The following is a 15488-nucleotide window of genomic DNA, read 5'->3' on the forward strand; positions in this document are numbered from 1 at the left end:
GGAGCCGTATGCGGTAATACCGCACGTACGGATCTGTGCGGGGGGTGCCTCGTGAGAGGCATTCCTACCGCAACTAGACCTGTGGTTGCTATTACTGGCAAGCATCGCCGTGCTCTGGCCAAGCTGGCCGTTCTTTGTTGCCGCCTGGCGCGCGCTGAAAAACGGCGTGCTCAACATGGCTGTGCTGGTCGTTCTCTCGGTGGGTACTGGCTACCTGTTCAGCGTCGGTTCCACGCTCTTTTTCCCGGGTGTGCAGTTTTTCGAGGCGGTGGCGGTGCTGCTGGTGTTCATCCTGCTCGGCCATTGGCTGGAGATGCGCGCCCGTGCCGGTGCCTCGGACGCCATCCGCTCGCTGATGGATCTCGCGCCGCCCAAGGCCACTGTGTTGCGTGATGGCCAGGAACGGGAGGTTCCCACCGCTGAGGTTCTGAAGGACGACATCGTCGTGATCCGCCCCGGCAATAAGATTCCGGTGGACGGTGAGGTCTTGGAGGGCGACTCCCTGGTGGATGAGTCCATGCTCACCGGCGAGTCCATGCCGGTGGAAAAAAAGCCCGGCGACAAGGTGATCGGCGCCACCATTAACAAGAGCGGCAGTTTCAGGTATCGCGCCACCAAGGTGGGGTCCGATACGGCCCTGGCACAGATTGTCAAACTGGTTCAGGAGGCGCAGAACTCCAAGGCTCCGGCGCAGCTGCTGGCGGACAAAGCGTCACAGTGGCTGGTGGTGATTGCCATCGTGATCGGTCTGCTCACCTTTGCCGTCTGGTTCTGGTGGATTGGCGAAAGCCTGCTGCTTGCCGTGACCCTGACCATCACCGTATTTGTCATCGCCTGCCCGGACGCCCTCGGCCTTGCCACGCCCATGGCCGTGATGGTGGGCACCGGCCTCGGCGCCAGGAACGGCATCTTGTTCAAGAATGCCTCTGCACTTGAGGATGCCACCCGGCTGGATATTGTGGTCTTCGACAAGACCGGCACCCTGACCATGGGCGAGCCGCCATGGGCGAGCCGCAGGTGGTCGAGGTGGTCGTGGTGGCGGGCAGCACCGAGGAGGCGGTCCTCGCACTGGCGGGGACGGTGGAGCAGGGCTCGGACCATCCTCTGGCCAAGGCGATACAAAGTAAGGCCGAAGGCTTGCAGCTCGATCCGCTGACCGGCTTCACCAACATCGAGGGCAAGGGCGCGCGGGCGGAGATTGGCAGCAAGACCGTGCTGCTCGGCAACCGCCGGCTGATGGACGAAGAGAAGGTCGACATGGCGAGCCTGAAGGACGAGGCCGCGCGTCTGCAGAGCGCGGGTCAGACCGTGGTGCACGTCGCCCAGGACGGGAAGCTGGTCGGCCTTATCGCCATTGCCGATGCGCCGCGCCCCACCGCTACTGCAATGGTCAAAAAGATGCGTGAACGCGGGGTGGAGGTGGCGATGCTCACCGGCGACAACCAGGCCACCGCCGAGCGCATCGCCCGGGAACTCGGCATTGAGATGGTGATCGCCGATGTCCTTCCGGGGCAGAAAGCAGACAAGATCAAGGAGCTCCAGGCTCAGGGCAAGAAGGTTGGCATGGTGGGCGACGGTGTCAATGACGCCCCGGCACTGACCCAGGCGGAGGTAGGTTTTGCCATTGGTGCCGGCACCGACGTGGCCATCGAAAGCGCTGACGTAGTGCTTATGAAGAGCGATCCTTACGACGTGCTCGGCGCCATCGAGCTGTCGCGCGCTACCCTGCGCAAGATGCACCAGAACCTGTTCTGGGCGGTGGGCTATAACGTCATCGCCTTTCCCGCGGCGGCAGGCGTGTTCTATCCGTTGGTGATAAGCCCAGAAGTAGCGGCGCTCGCAATGTCTGGAAGCTCCGCTCTTGTTGCGGTAAATGCACTCCTGTTAAAGCGCACCCAACTGGACGGCTTAGGGTAGACGAACACTTCCAATTGGAAAAATTGATGTTCATCAAGCCCACGCTATTGAGCGACTCTTTTTGCATCTTTTGTTGGGGTTTTTCAGTGTGAATTCAGGCTTATGAGTTTAAGTGGTAGGTAATTGCTGTTTGCTGACATGATTAATGACAACAAGGGGGAACGGGTAAATGGACATCAAAACCTTTGGAGAACTTATTAGCTGGACACGGGATTTGCATGCTCACCTTGCAAGGTGTATGTCACATTGCGCTACGAAGAATGAAGAGGAGCGAGCACGGGCGCTGCTGGACTATCTGGCGACCCATGAATCGGAAATGGAACGTATCGTGAATGAATTCAAGTCGCAGGGCGATTTCAAAGCATTGGAGACAAGGGTCTACGACTACCTGTCTCACCATCCCATTAAGACCCACAGAACCTGCGATGAGCCCTACGCACAGCTGGATTTTGAGGGCATATGCAGAGAAGTATTCGATTTCCATGATCAGATAGAGGACCTTTATCGCACCATGGCCGACAAAGCCGAGATTCCCGAGGCGAAAGAATTACTGCAATCGTTGCTAACCATGGAAGAGAACGAAGCTATGCGATTGGCCAGGCAGATAGGGCGTATGAACGACCTCTGATCAGAACACTGAAATTATTCTTCGACGCAGAAAAGGATGTTGATACATGGTGGCGTCTTCCAGTCAGTTACGGGTTTTCAAGATGGGTATCAATACTCATCAGGAGCCTGTCGTCTACATGCGTGATGATTGTGATGTGTGCCTTTCAGAAGGATTCGCCGCCAGTTCCAGGGTGGGAATTTCCTCGCAGGGACGTTCCATCATCGCAACTCTCAATATTTCGTCTGATGAAACGGTTCCCAAAGGGTATGCGGGGCTTTCAGATATCGCCATAGAGCGGCTCGGGGTGGCTCAGTCTGACCTGGTTTCAGTACATCATGCGCCCTATATCGAATCCTTGAGTCTGGTTCGTCGGAAAGTATTCGGACACAGCTTGCTTCCGGCTGAGATGGCCCGCATTGTCTCCGATATCTCCGCACACAAATACAGCGATGTCGAAATAGCCTGTTTCCTGAGCGCTTGTGCGGGTGGCAGATTAGGTTTCGATGAGATTGTTGCTTTGACCCAGGCGATGGTGAATTGCGGACAACAGCTCGATTGGCCAGGCGTGGATCGTGTGTTCGACAAACACTGTGTTGGAGGCCTGCCGGGCAACCGGACCACGCCGCTGGTTGTGTCGATCGTCAGCGCAGCAGGCTTAGTAATGCCTAAAACCTCCTCCCGTGCCATCACCTCACCGGCGGGAACAGCGGACACCATGGAAGCGCTGACCAATGTGAGGCTTGGGCTGAACGAGATTCGCCGTGTGGTCAGAGAAACCGGTGCCTGTCTCGCCTGGGGTGGGGCGATGAACCTCAGCCCGGCTGATGACCTGTTGATTCGCATCGAGAGAGCGCTGGACCTTGATGGTGAGGGCCAGCTCGTGGCCTCGGTGCTGTCCAAGAAGATTGCTGCCGGTTCCACCCATGCGGTGATTGATATTCCGGTGGGGGAGACGGCCAAGGTTCGAACGCCCGGCGATGCCGACCGGCTGGCCTCTCTTTTCACAAGCGTTGGGGCGGCCTGTGGGCTGAAGGTACGCTGCATCGCGACAGACGGCAGCAAGCCGGTTGGTGCAGGGATCGGGCCGACAGAGGAGGCCCGTGATGTTTTGGCCGTGTTGCAGGGAAAGCGGGGTGCGCCGGAGGATCTACGGAGCCGCGCCATCATGCTGGCTGGCCATTTGTTCGATCTGGCTGATGGTCGTGGCGTGAAAGAGGGGATGGTCAAAGCAGAACGACTACTTCAAAACGGCTCTGCCTGGGGGCAGTTCAAGCGTATAACAGAGGCTCAGGGAGGGCAGAGGAGCTTAGGTGAAGCCCGTTTTAGGCGCCCAGTTCTGTGCTCGGAATCCGGAACAATCGTGTCTATCGACAATCGTCGGCTTGCCCGTGTCGCCAAGCTGGCAGGCGCACCTGCCAGCTCTACCGCAGGGCTGCGGCTACTGGCGACCGTCGGTGATAGAGTCACTAAGGGAGAGCCTCTCTATGAATTGCTCAGTGACAGTCCGGGGCAGCAGGATTATGCGCTGGCGTTTAACGATATGGGGCCGGCAATCTTCACTGTAAAGCGAGAGGAATGATTGTGGGCATTACTGAAAAAAGTGTGTTGTTCAGCCTTGCTCCCCATCCATTACGGGAAAAACTTTGTGATCGGCTCAATCTGGAGCCGGGAAGTTTGGAGGTGCGGAGGTTCCCTGATGGTGAGTCCTACTTACGTGTGCTCACATCAGTCAAAGGTGCGAACTGCGTAATATTGGCCGACCTAACGCATCCAGACACCAAATACCTTGCTCTCCTGTTTCTCTTTGAAACTCTCCGGGAACTCGGTGCCAGGTCGATTGGGTTGGTGGCGCCCTATCTTTGCTATATGCGCCAGGATCGACGCTTCGAAGAAGGGGAGGCGGTCACTTCCAGGGTGTTTGCCCAGTCTTTGTCTTTACATATCGACTGGCTGATCACCGTTGATCCACATTTGCACAGGTACCAGTCTCTTGACGAAATCTACAGCATACCCACGCAAGTTGTTCAGGGAGCACCGGCGCTGGCGGATTGGCTACGGGGGCAAAACGGTCTGTTGCTGGTAGGTCCGGACGCGGAAAGTGAGCAATGGGTATCAAGTATCGCGCAGGCCAGTAACCATCCTTATGTCATTGGCACCAAGCAGCGTCTGGGTGACCGGCGCGTTGAAGTCACCTTGCCGGATATCTCGGCGTATAACGGCCGGAAAGCCGTCATCATTGATGACGTTATTTCCAGCGGCCGCACCATTGGCGAGTGTGTCAGGGCACTTAAGGCACAAGGCACGGAGGCCATCCTGTGTGCGGCGGTGCATGGCATTTTTGCGGAGGCCTCGGACACCTACCTTCTGGGTACCGGCCTGCAGACGCTGGTGACCACCAACACGGTTCCACACAGCAGCAATGAGATCGATGTCAGCGAGTTGCTGGTGCCGCCGGTCAGGCATTTTCTCAATCAGGTGGAGGATGAGCGCCGATGAACATTACATTTCTGGGTGGCACGGAAACCGTGACCGGCTCCAAGTTCCTGGTTGAAACCGGCCAGACACGTGTATTGGTCGATTGCGGCCTGTTTCAGGGGTACAAGTGGCTGAGAAAGCGCAACCGGCAACCGTTGCCGCTCGATATTGCCTCGCTGGATGCCGTGCTTCTGACCCATGCCCATCTGGATCATTCAGGCTACATCCCCGTGTTGTACAAGCAGGGCTTCCGGGGGGCGGTTTATACCCATCATGCCACCCGAGAGCTATGCAGCATATTGCTGGCCGATAGCGGCCATCTTCAGGAAGAGGAGGCACATTACCTCGGCCGCCATAAGCTGAGCAGGCATGAGAATCCGGAGCCCCTGTATGATCAGGAGGATGCAGAAGCCTGCATGGAGCTGTTTCAGTCGGTGGACTTTCACCAAGTGATCCAGCTCGGTGATATACGCTTTCATCTGCGACCGGTCGGGCACATTCTCGGGGCGGCCTGTGTCATCATCGAGGCGGAAGGTAAATGCGTCGGTTTTTCCGGCGATGTGGGCCGCCTCAATGATATTTTCATGAGGCCACCGGCACCCCTGCCAGCACTCGACATGCTGATGCTGGAATCAACATATGGCGATCGTCGCCACGAAGACGTGGATTTGCTGTCACAACTGGCGGACATCGTTAACGAAACGGTCGACAAAGGGGGCAATATACTGATTCCGGCCTTTGCCGTGGGCAGAGCGCAGGTCTTGCAGCATATGCTCACCGACCTGATGAAGGCGGGACGAATTCCAAGGTTGCCAGTTTATCTGGATAGCCCCATGGCGATTGATGTTTCTGAGATTTACTGCCGCTACGAAGATCAGCATCGGTTGAGCAGTTCAGAATGCCATGAAATGTGCAGCACCGTTCACTATAGCCGCAGCGTCCAAGACTCCAAGGCGCTGGCTGACCAGGCCTACCCGCACGTAATTATTGCAGGCAGCGGTATGGCAACGGGCGGTCGCATTCTTCATCACTTCAAACGTCTCCTCGGCCAGCACCGTACAACCGTTATCTTTGCCGGTTATCAGGCAGGGGGGACACGAGGCGCCAAAATGGTTGATGGAGCGGAAAGGATCAAGATCCACGGCGACTGGATTCCGGTCAAGGCCCGGCTGGAGGTGTTGAGTGGGCTTTCCGGGCATGGAGATTTCACAGAGATTGAACAGTGGCTGGCTCAAAGTGACTTAGCCCCCGAAACGCCGATCAACTTGATTCATGGAGACCCTGATGCGCTGGAGGCCATGAAGGATCACTTGCGTCAGAACACCCGGTTTGAGGTGGAGGTGGCAAGCTACCAATCCATTTTGCGTCTTTGATGTGAGACCGGGCAAATACCCGGGGTAATCCGGATATTTACGGCGAGGATTTCTAGTAGGCCACCATTAACGTCAGTAGAGTTATCAGGGAGAGATCATGAACGGCTATTCCATTGAGGATTCACATCGAATCCAGCAGCGTGCTGCCCAATACCGGCAGCGTTACCCCCAGTTTGCCAACTGGGCAAAAGGGCGCGGGGTGATCGAACATACCGATTTGACCCAGGTGCGCGTGTTCGACCTGTGCCAGGAACTCGTTTGTGCCGGGCGTTATGACTCGCTCGACGATGCCCTGATTATTTTCGAGGCTGCAGACACCCTCACCAACGCGGCCATGTGGCTGGTAGCCCACATGACTTATGCCAGCAGAGTGGACCTGTCCGGACAGCCGCTGGCGGCGGATGACTTCAAGGAAAATCCTCAGGGGCATACCGGTGGTTCGCTGAACATGGTGCCTGCCTATCTTGGCTACACGGCCGCCAACGCGTTGGCGGGGCTGACCCGTAGCTGGCTGATGGGGCAGGGGCACTGTGTGGCGGCTATCGAAAGCGTCAACATACTGCTCGGCAATCTGCATCCAGAACAGCAGGCTCGGTACACGCTCGACGAGGTGGGGCTGTCCCGGCTGGTGAGTGACTTTTACAGCTACGCCGTCACTCCGGATGGCACACCGGGGGTTCCCCTGGGCAGTCACGTCAACCCCCACACTGCCGGCGGGCTGATCGAGGGCGGATATCTGGGCTTCGCTGAACTGCAATACACCCACATGCCGCTGCCGGGGGAGCGTCTGGTCGCGTTTCTCAGTGATGGGGCATTTGAGGAGCAGCGGGGCAGCGACTGGGCAAGCCGCTGGTGGCGAGCCGAGGACTGTGGCCTGGTGACCCCGGTGATGATTGCTAACGGGCGCCGCATTGATCAACGGTCAACCATTTTTCTGCAAGGGGGGACGGACTGGTTCCGGCAGCACCTGGAGCTCAATGGCTTTTACCCCATACTCATTGATGGCCGCGATCCTGCGGCCTTTATCTGGGGCATCTTCGAGGCCGAATCGAGGCTTCAGGCGTGCAGCGAACAGGTCAGCGCCGGCCACATGAGGTACCCTGTAAAGCTCCCCTATCTGATTGCCGAGACGGTCAAAGGCTATGGTTTCTATGGTGCTGGTTCAAACGCGGCGCATGGTACCCCGCTTCCGGCAATACCGAGATTTGATGAGGTCTCGCGCAGGCACTTTAACGAATCCATTGCCCGTTTGTTTGTGCCCGAGATCGAGATTCACGGCGCCCGCGACGTGCTGGCAACTCACCGGGCAGACGATCGGCCTGCGGAAAAGGATCATCCGCTGAGTTGTCGTGACGTCAAGCTGCAAACTGTACCCGAACCGGTCTGGTTGCAAACGGCGGTATCAGAGTCGCCCATGGTGGCGATTGATCGGCAGTTTGTTGCCCTTGTAAAGGCCAACCCGGCGCTTCGTATTCGCCTGGGGAACCCGGATGAATTGCGTAGTAATCAGATGAACCAGTCGCTTGACCTTCTGAAGCATCGCACCCTGACGCCCGAGCCCGGCCTTGCGGAATCCCTTCACGGCTCGGTAATCACAGCCCTGAATGAGGAGGCCGTTGTCAGCGCCGCTCTGGGTAATAAGGGAGGTATGAATCTGGTGGTGTCCTACGAAGCGTTTGCCATGAAAATGATTGGCGCTCTTCGGCAGGAAATTATTTTTGCGCGACACCAGAAAAGTCTCGGTCGGCCCGCCCGATGGTTATCCGTGCCGGTCATTGCGACGTCGCACCTCTGGGAAAACGGCAAGAACGAGCAGTCTCATCAGGACCCGGCCTTCGGCGAAGTCCTGATGGGAGAAATGAGTGACACTGCCCGCGTTGTCTATCCTCCCGACTGCAATAGTGCTGTGGCGTGCCTTAACGAGTGTTTTCGAACCCAGGGGCAGTTCTGGGCCATGACGGTTCCCAAGGCAAAACTGCCTGCCGTTTTTGACGGCCGTCAGGCTGTGCAATTGCTCCGGAATGGTGCCATCGCTCTTGGTGAAGCCGGTGATGTGCAGTTGATCGCTGTCGGCGCCTATCAACTCCGGGTTTGCCTTGAGGTTGCCGAAGCGCTGGCTCAGAGAGGGCTTTCGAGTGGTGTGGTCTGCCTTCTCGAGCCCGGTCGATTCCGGAGTCCCCGGGATCCAATCGAGTCAGGACATCAGTCTGGTACTTCTTACAGGGCCGAGCTGTTTCCCCACGATACAAAACTCAGAGTGTTCGTCTGCCATATGCGCCCAGAGGCATTGCTGGGAATCTGCCGTCCTCTCGATCTCGGACCTGACCGGACGCTGGCGTTTGGTTATGAAAACCATGGTGGCACCCTGGATACATCGGGGCTGCTGCAGGCCAACAAATGTGATGCACATCCGATAGTGCAGGCGATCCTGTCAAAAAGTGGCTCCTCAGGCGCTGATAAGGCGACATTGTAGCGATGGAGCGCGAGGATCGATTTACAACAGTCTTTACGGGGAAAAGTAAAGCGTTGGTGATCACCGTGCTGATTCTCACACTAAAACAATCCGGGCGGCAACCGATTCAGCTAGCCGCCCGACATATAGGTAAATCATGCTATGAATGAATCGTTCAATCACGCTGGGGCCTGGGGCATCACACTGATCGTTATCGTTCTGGTGTCCTGGTTCTTTTACCGTTACTTCGCGCCGAAAAACTGGCGGGAATGGGCCGGCGCCGGAGTGGTGCAGGCCTTCATCATTGCACTTTATGCGGAAATGTACGGTTTTCCGCTCACTATTTATCTGTTGGTGCGTTTTTTTGGCCTCGACAGTGAGTATGTCAGCGCCAGCCTGTGGTCGACCCTGATAGGGCTGGGCGAAACCGGGATGTTGGTCTCAATGTTGCTCGGCTATGCGCTCGCGTTCACCGGGATCGGCCTCTTTATTCAGGGGTGGCGTCAGGTCCACAAGGCGCGAGGTGAAAACCGTTTGGTGAAAGACGGCCTGTATGCGTATGTGCGGCATCCGCAATATACGGGGCTATTCATCGCTCTGTTTGGAGAAGGGGTGGTGCATTGGCCAACGTTATTCTCGGTCGGCCTTTTCCCGGCCATCGTGCTTGTCTACACATGGCTGGCTCGGCGTGAGGAACGGCAGGTGCTCAAGGAGTTTGGTGAGGAGTACCGTGCCTACCAGCGGCAGGTGCCAATGTTCATCCCCCGTTGGGGGCGGTGGCGTCAGCTCGCCGCTGCGTCACATAACGGCAGCGATGATGAGGCAGCGTGATGTATTTCTTACTGCGAATTCTCATGCCTACATGGATAGATGCACCCCATATTACCGTAAGCCTGCGATGGATAATTCCGGGCCCTAGAATGTTTCGTTATCGCAGAACAGTTCATATAGAAGCTCAATGATACGGCGCGCTTTGTCTCCCGCCAGAGAATAGCGCATGGTTCGTCCGTCACGGCGCACATTGACCAGGCCATCTTTGCGCAGTAGAGCAAGTTGTTGGGAAACAGCCGCTTGGCGCATATCCAGTGTATCGGCGAGTTCGCTCACCGCCCGCTCGCCTTCCACTAGTTGGCAGAGGATCATTAATCTGCTCTTTCCGGAGAGTGCTTTTAACAAGTTAGTAGCGTGATCAGCCGCTTCTGACATCTGGTTGCCATTCATATATTCATAGCTCTGAATTCGTGAATATGTTAGTTTTTCCGAAACATACTTGGTCAACAAGTTAAGCGTTGCTTGTCCTCTGGCAAATTTCGGCTTCCTTATAGTTAGTCGCCAAGCAGACAACCCAAATACCGTGTAATTTCGACGGGGCGCGCAATCTGTTGGATCTAGAGCGCGTTAGTATAACAGGAGAGAGATATGTCCATTGATCGTCTTGTACTCGCATTCGCAGGATCTTTTATCCTTGTAAGTCTTGCGCTCTCCCAGCTCCACTCGCCTTACTGGCTGTGGTTCACCGCGTTTGTGGGCGCCAACATGCTGCAGGCTGCCTTCAGTGGATTCTGCCCTCTGGCGAAGATCCTCAAGGCCTTGGGCAAGAAGCCCGGCGCCGCCTTCGATTGACGCACGGAGGCACTGTAAATGTCTGAAAAAACCGAGAGTTCGTGGCTACAGTTCGCCACTGACCGTCCTCGCCTGACCGTTTGGACCATGGTGGTCGTCACGCTGATGCTGGTGGGGCTGGCGGCGTTGCCGAGCCTCTGGCCCGAGCGATTTGGTCTGCTTAATCCGCTAACCATCGATACCGACCCAGAGAACATGCTGTCCGGCGACGAACCCGTGCGCGTTTTCCACGACGACATGAAGGAGCAGTTCTCGCTTTATGACATGGTCGTGGTGGGTGTGGTCAACGAGAGCGACCCCGACGGCGTATTCAACGTCGGCTCGCTGCGGCGCCTCTATGAGCTGACAGAGTATGCCAGTACGCTCAGGTGGCCCGATCCGGACAACCCGGGCCGGCAGGAGGGCGTGGTCGAGGAGGATATGCTCGCGCTCTCTCGGGTCGACAATATCGAGCAAGAGGGGGTCGGCTCGGTTCGTTTCAGCTGGCTCATGCCAGAGCCGCCGGATACCCGCAACCAGGCGCTCGCTATTCTTGAGCGGGCGCAACGTATCCCGCTGTTCGACAATACCCTGGTCAGCGCCGATGGCAAGGCAGTCGCTCTTTACCTGCCGCTGACCAGCAAGGACATGAGTTACCGAGTCCGCGAAGCCCTGCTTGACAAAGTCGCCGGCTGGGAGGATACCAGCGATCAGGTCTACATCACCGGGCTGCCCGTGGCGGAGGACACGTTCGGTGTGCAGATGTTCTACCAGATGGCGATTTCGGCGCCACTGGCAATGCTGGTCATCTTCCTGGCAATGTGGTGGTTCTTCCGCCACGTCCGGCTCATTACCTCGGCGATGATCGTGGCCATGGTGGCGGCTGCGAGCACCATGGCGTTGCTGGTGATCAGCGGTAGCACCGTCCACATCATGAGCTCGATGATCCCCGTATTCATCATGCCCATTGCGGTGCTGGACGCGGTGCATATCCTCTCGGAATTCTTCGACCGCTATCCTCACCATCGGGAGCGCCGCCGGGCCATCCGGGAGGTCATGGGGATACTGTTTAAACCGATGCTGTTCACAACCCTGACGACGATGGCCGGGTTTGCGTCACTGGCACTCACCCCGATCCCGCCGGTTCAGGTGTTTGGCATCTTTATCGCGATTGGCGTCTTTCTGGCGTGGTTGTGCACGGTAACCTTTATTCCGGCATACATCATGCTAATGCCGGAGCGGCGGCTCACCGGCTTCGGTCACGCCGTTGGGGACCCAGATGGAAATACAGTCATGGGGCGCTGGCTGCATCGCCTCGGCGAGGGCGTGGTCGGCCACGCCAGGGCGGTGCTGGTGGTTACCATGGTCGTGGTGGTGGCTGCGAGCTATGGCATCAGCCAGATCCGTATCAATGATAACCCGGTCAAGTGGTTCGAGCCGGAGCATCCCATCCGGGTGGCGGACCGAGTACTCAACGAACATTTCGGCGGCACCTACATGGCCTATCTGGCGTTGGTTCCGGAGGGTGGTGACGTCATCTTGGCCGACTATCGGCAGACATTCCTTGATCGCCTGGCATCACACCAGAAGGATGTGCAGGCGCAGGAAGACGCGACCGTCGCCGTCTTCGAAGAACTGCGTGCCATGGCGAGAGAGGTAAGCGGGGACACTGACTCGGCGAAGGCATTTCTCGATGAGCTGGATCAGCGCGTCGGGGTGCAACTCGATGCGGCATCTGACACGCGCTACGATGCCTGGCTCGAGGCACAATCCTTCGTCGATGGCGAACGCCAGCGCAGCGAGACCTTCAAAAGCCCCGAAGTCCTGCGCTACATCGCCAGGCTGCAGCAGCGGCTGGGCGAGACCGGTGTGGTCGGCAAGTCCAACTCCGTCGCCGATGTGGTCAAAACTGTCCACCGCGAACTTCTGGGTGGCGATGCCGAGGCCTTTCGCATTCCGGACCGTCCAGCGGCGGTAGCGCAGACCCTGCTCACCTACCAGAATGGCCATCGCCCTCAGGACCTCTGGCACTTCGTTACACCCGATTACCAGAATGCCAGCATCTGGGTTCAGCTCACCAGCGGCGATAACCGGGACATGAGCCGGGTGGTCGAGGCGCTCAACGACTTCATCGCGACTAACCCTCCGCCTGCATCGCTCCAGGCACGCTGGTTCGGTCTGAACTATATCAATGTCGTCTGGCAGGAAAAAATGGTCAGCGGCATGGCCATGGCCCTGTTCGGCAGTTTCGTTGTTGTGCTCCTGTTGATGGCCCTATTGTTCCGCTCTCTGCTCTGGGGCCTGCTGTGCATGATCCCCCTGACCGTGACCATCGGGGCCATCTACGGTCTGATCGGCATTGTCGGCAAGAATTACGATATGCCGGTCGCCGTGCTGAGCGCCCTGAGTCTGGGGCTCGCCGTGGACTACGCCATCCACTTCCTGGCCCGTACCCGCGCCACTCAGGCCGAGACCGGCTCCTGGCGTCGCTCGGTGGCACCGATGTTCGGTGAGCCTGCACGAGCAATAACCCGCAACGCCATCGTGCTTGGCGTTGGTTTCCTGCCGCTGCTGGCGGCGCCGCTCGTGCCCTACCAGACGGTGGGGGTGTTTATCGCGGCCATTCTGTTGACCGCCGGCCTGAGCACACTGCTGATCCTGCCGGCGCTGATAACCCTGCTGCAACGGTGGCTGTTTCCCGGTGCCCGCAGGGCCGTCCCGAATTCGCAAAAGCAAGAGGAAGGCGTGCAATGAGTAGATACTGGCTTGTTACCCTGTTCCAAAAGCTGGCCCTGATTGCAATGGCATTGGGCATCACGCCCATTGCCCTGGCCCAGGATGCCGGCGCTGCGCCCGAGGTGGAGCGCATTGTCAACCGTGCCAATATGGTCTCCTACTTTCAGGGGCGTGATGGCCGCGCCAGGGTCGCTATGACCATCACGGATAGCCAGGGGCGTACCCGTAGTCGCGAACTCACCATTTTGCGGAGAGACGGTCCGGAGACAGATGCCGTTGAGGGGGGCGCCTATCTCGGCGAGCAGAAGTACTATGTCTATTTCCGACGACCGGCGGATGTGAGCCAGATGACGTTGCTGGTTTGGAAACACCAGGACCGGGACGACGACCGCTGGCTGTACCTGCCGGCGCTGGATCTGGTTAAGCGAATTGCCGCTTCCGACAAACGCACCAGCTTCGTCGGCTCGGATTTCTTCTACGAGGACATCTCCGGGCGCAGTATTGATGCCGACAGCCATGAGCTGATTGAAACCACGGATAACTACTACGTAGTGCGCAACAAACCCAAGAGGCCCGGGGAGGTTGAGTTCGCCTACTACGATGTCTATATCCACAAGCAGTCGTTCCTGCCGGTTCGCACCGAGTATATCGACGACAGTGACAACCTCTACCGGCGTTACACCGCGCTGGCGGTGGAGAAGGTGCAGGGTTACCCCACGGTCGTCAAGGCGAGGATGGAGAATCTGCGTAACGGTGGCACTACGGAGCTGACCTACAGCGGCATTGACTATGACCTGAGCCTGCCGGAAGACGTGTTTTCGGAGCGGTATCTGCGCCGGGCACCGAGGGAGTACTTGCAGTGACCACCGGTGCACTGAGGGCAGGAGGGCGTGGATGAACACCAGAAGCCTGCTCTGGGGCATGTTGCTGGCGGGTATCGTTCTCGGTGCAGCGCCCGGGGCGCTATGGGCGGCCGCGCCCGAGCTGCCGGAGGGGCTGGGTGCGCCAGCCAGTGATACCGCAGAACCGGCCCTGCCAGCGGGCCTCGGGGGTGAGACCGGAGCAGAACAGACCACCGACCGATCGGCTGCGGCGGCGCTGCCATTTCGTCTGCGCGGCTTCTGGGAGGCCCGCGGCGGAACCCGGCTGGGCGATGATCCTCACCAGCGCGATCTCTCCATCGCCGAAACCCGGTTGCAGCTCGAGGCGGAGAAGTATTTCAAGGGAGTAACGCTGCGCCTTACCGGCGATTTTCTCTATGACGACCTGGACGATGATCGGTCGGTGGACCTGGAATCGGGTGAGGGCGCGTTCGACCTGCGCGAGGCCAGCCTGGTGTTTTCGCCGAGCGCGGATACCGATGTCAAGCTGGGGCGCCAGATACTAACCTGGGGAACCGGCGACCTGGTGTTCATCAACGATCTGTTTCCCAAGGACTGGGTCTCGTTTTTTATCGGCCGCGATGTGGAGTACCTCAAGGCGCCCTCGGACGCGCTGAAGGTTTCGGCTTTTTCCAGCTGGGCCAATCTTGACCTTGTCTACACCCCCCGGTTTGACGCGGATCGCTTCATCGACGGTCGCCGTCTCTCTTTCTTCAACACAGGGCAAGGGCGGCTGACCGGGCGCAATGCGGTTGTACTGGCGGGCCGCCCGGCGGACGCGTTCGAAGACGACGAGTGGGCCGCCCGGCTGTACCGTAACCTTGGCGCCTACGAGGTCGCGCTCTACGGCTACGACGGCTTCTGGAAGAGCCCGGCCGGGGCTGATCCGGCCAGCGGTCGGGCCAGGTTTCCTCCGCTGTCGGTGCTCGGCGCCAGCCTGCGCGGGCCGGTGGGGGCCGGCATCGGCAACGTCGAGCTGGGCTATTACGATTCCCGCGCAGACCGCGATGGCGACGATCCCACAGTACGCAACAGCGAGCTGCGCCTGCTGCTCGGCTATGAGCAGGAAATTGCCCGTAACCTGACCCTGGGCCTGCAATACTACCTTGAGCGCATGGGCGAGTTTGAGGCCTACCGGCGGGCCTTGCCCCCGGGTGCCCCGGTGCGGGACGAGAATCGCCACGTCCTCACCCAGCGGCTGACATGGCTGACACACAGCCAGAATCTGGAGTGGTCGTTGTTCCTGTTCTACTCGCCCTCGGACCGGGACGCGTACCTGCGCCCCCGGGTGGGCTATCAGGTTGATGACCATCTCTCTGTTGAAGCCGGCGGAAACCTGTTTTTCGGCGCCCAGGAGGAAACCTTCTTCGGTCAGTTTGAGGACAACAATAACCTGTATCTGGGGGTACGCTATGGGTTCTGAAAAGGTTAGGTGTTGATAT

13 protein-coding genes are annotated in these 15488 nt (G+C 58.4%); 12 read left to right on the forward strand and 1 reads right to left on the reverse strand.

Features of this window, described 5'->3' with window-relative positions:
* Positions 1-85 precede the first annotated feature (85 nt).
* The 8 genes from MLC59_RS20055 (at position 86) to MLC59_RS16865 (ending at position 9658) form a co-directional block, all read left to right on the forward strand.
* Positions 86-1156 carry an HAD-IC family P-type ATPase gene (locus MLC59_RS20055; protein ID WP_345799789.1) on the forward strand — a complete coding sequence of 357 codons (1071 nt, stop codon included), beginning with the start codon at positions 86-88 and terminating at the stop codon, positions 1154-1156.
* A complete protein-coding gene (locus tag MLC59_RS19985) occupies positions 1069-1917 on the forward strand; it encodes an HAD-IC family P-type ATPase (RefSeq protein WP_345799790.1) in 849 nt (282 codons plus the stop codon). Before MLC59_RS20055 ends, MLC59_RS19985 begins: the two co-directional genes overlap by 88 nt.
* A gap of 169 nt (positions 1918-2086) precedes the next feature.
* Entirely contained in the window at positions 2087-2545 is a 459-nt protein-coding gene (locus MLC59_RS16840) for a hypothetical protein (RefSeq protein ID WP_008171259.1), read from the forward strand.
* Positions 2546-2591: 46 nt separating this feature from the next.
* Positions 2592-4106 carry a thymidine phosphorylase family protein gene (locus tag MLC59_RS16845; protein WP_248236572.1) on the forward strand — a complete coding sequence of 505 codons (1515 nt, stop codon included), beginning with the start codon at positions 2592-2594 and terminating at the stop codon, positions 4104-4106.
* Entirely contained in the window at positions 4103-5023 is a 921-nt protein-coding gene (locus tag MLC59_RS16850) for a ribose-phosphate diphosphokinase (protein ID WP_008171255.1), read from the forward strand. Before MLC59_RS16845 ends, MLC59_RS16850 begins: the two co-directional genes overlap by 4 nt.
* Positions 5020-6375: an MBL fold metallo-hydrolase RNA specificity domain-containing protein gene (locus MLC59_RS16855; RefSeq protein ID WP_248236574.1), complete on the forward strand. Its 1356-nt coding sequence runs from the start codon at positions 5020-5022 to the stop codon at positions 6373-6375. The genes MLC59_RS16850 and MLC59_RS16855 overlap by 4 nt, the downstream gene beginning before the upstream one ends.
* Positions 6376-6472: 97 nt before the next feature.
* On the forward strand, positions 6473-8848 hold the full coding sequence (locus tag MLC59_RS16860) for a phosphoketolase family protein (RefSeq protein WP_248236575.1): 2376 nt from the start codon (positions 6473-6475) through the stop codon (positions 8846-8848).
* Between the two features lie 141 nt (positions 8849-8989).
* Entirely contained in the window at positions 8990-9658 is a 669-nt protein-coding gene (locus MLC59_RS16865) for a methyltransferase family protein (protein ID WP_199451724.1), read from the forward strand.
* Between the two features lie 84 nt (positions 9659-9742).
* Here MLC59_RS16865 and MLC59_RS16870 read toward each other — a convergent pair whose 3' ends face one another.
* On the reverse strand, positions 9743-10108 hold the full coding sequence (locus MLC59_RS16870) for an ArsR/SmtB family transcription factor (RefSeq protein WP_320108782.1): 366 nt from the start codon (positions 10106-10108) through the stop codon (positions 9743-9745).
* Positions 10109-10246: 138 nt separating this feature from the next.
* On the opposite strand from MLC59_RS16870, the gene MLC59_RS16875 reads away from it, so the two are divergent.
* Genes MLC59_RS16875 through MLC59_RS16890 form a run of 4 tightly spaced genes read left to right on the forward strand, consistent with a single transcriptional unit; the run spans position 10247 to position 15469 of the window.
* Positions 10247-10450 carry a YgaP family membrane protein gene (locus MLC59_RS16875; protein WP_053113999.1) on the forward strand — a complete coding sequence of 68 codons (204 nt, stop codon included), beginning with the start codon at positions 10247-10249 and terminating at the stop codon, positions 10448-10450.
* Positions 10451-10468: 18 nt separating this feature from the next.
* The gene (locus tag MLC59_RS16880) at positions 10469-13183 is read left to right on the forward strand and encodes an efflux RND transporter permease subunit (protein WP_248236576.1); all 2715 of its coding nucleotides are present in this window, start codon (positions 10469-10471) and stop codon (positions 13181-13183) included.
* Positions 13180-14028 carry an outer membrane lipoprotein-sorting protein gene (locus MLC59_RS16885; RefSeq protein WP_248236577.1) on the forward strand — a complete coding sequence of 283 codons (849 nt, stop codon included), beginning with the start codon at positions 13180-13182 and terminating at the stop codon, positions 14026-14028. The genes MLC59_RS16880 and MLC59_RS16885 overlap by 4 nt, the downstream gene beginning before the upstream one ends.
* 31 nt (positions 14029-14059) lie before the next feature.
* Positions 14060-15469 (forward strand): hypothetical protein, encoded by a 1410-nt coding sequence (locus tag MLC59_RS16890; protein ID WP_248236578.1) that lies wholly within the window; start codon positions 14060-14062, stop codon positions 15467-15469.
* The last annotated feature ends 19 nt before the right edge of the window (positions 15470-15488 follow it).

The sequence above is a fragment of the Marinobacter bryozoorum genome, from assembly GCF_023156245.1.
In the GTDB taxonomy this organism is placed as follows: Bacteria; Pseudomonadota; Gammaproteobacteria; order Pseudomonadales; family Oleiphilaceae; genus Marinobacter; species Marinobacter bryozoorum.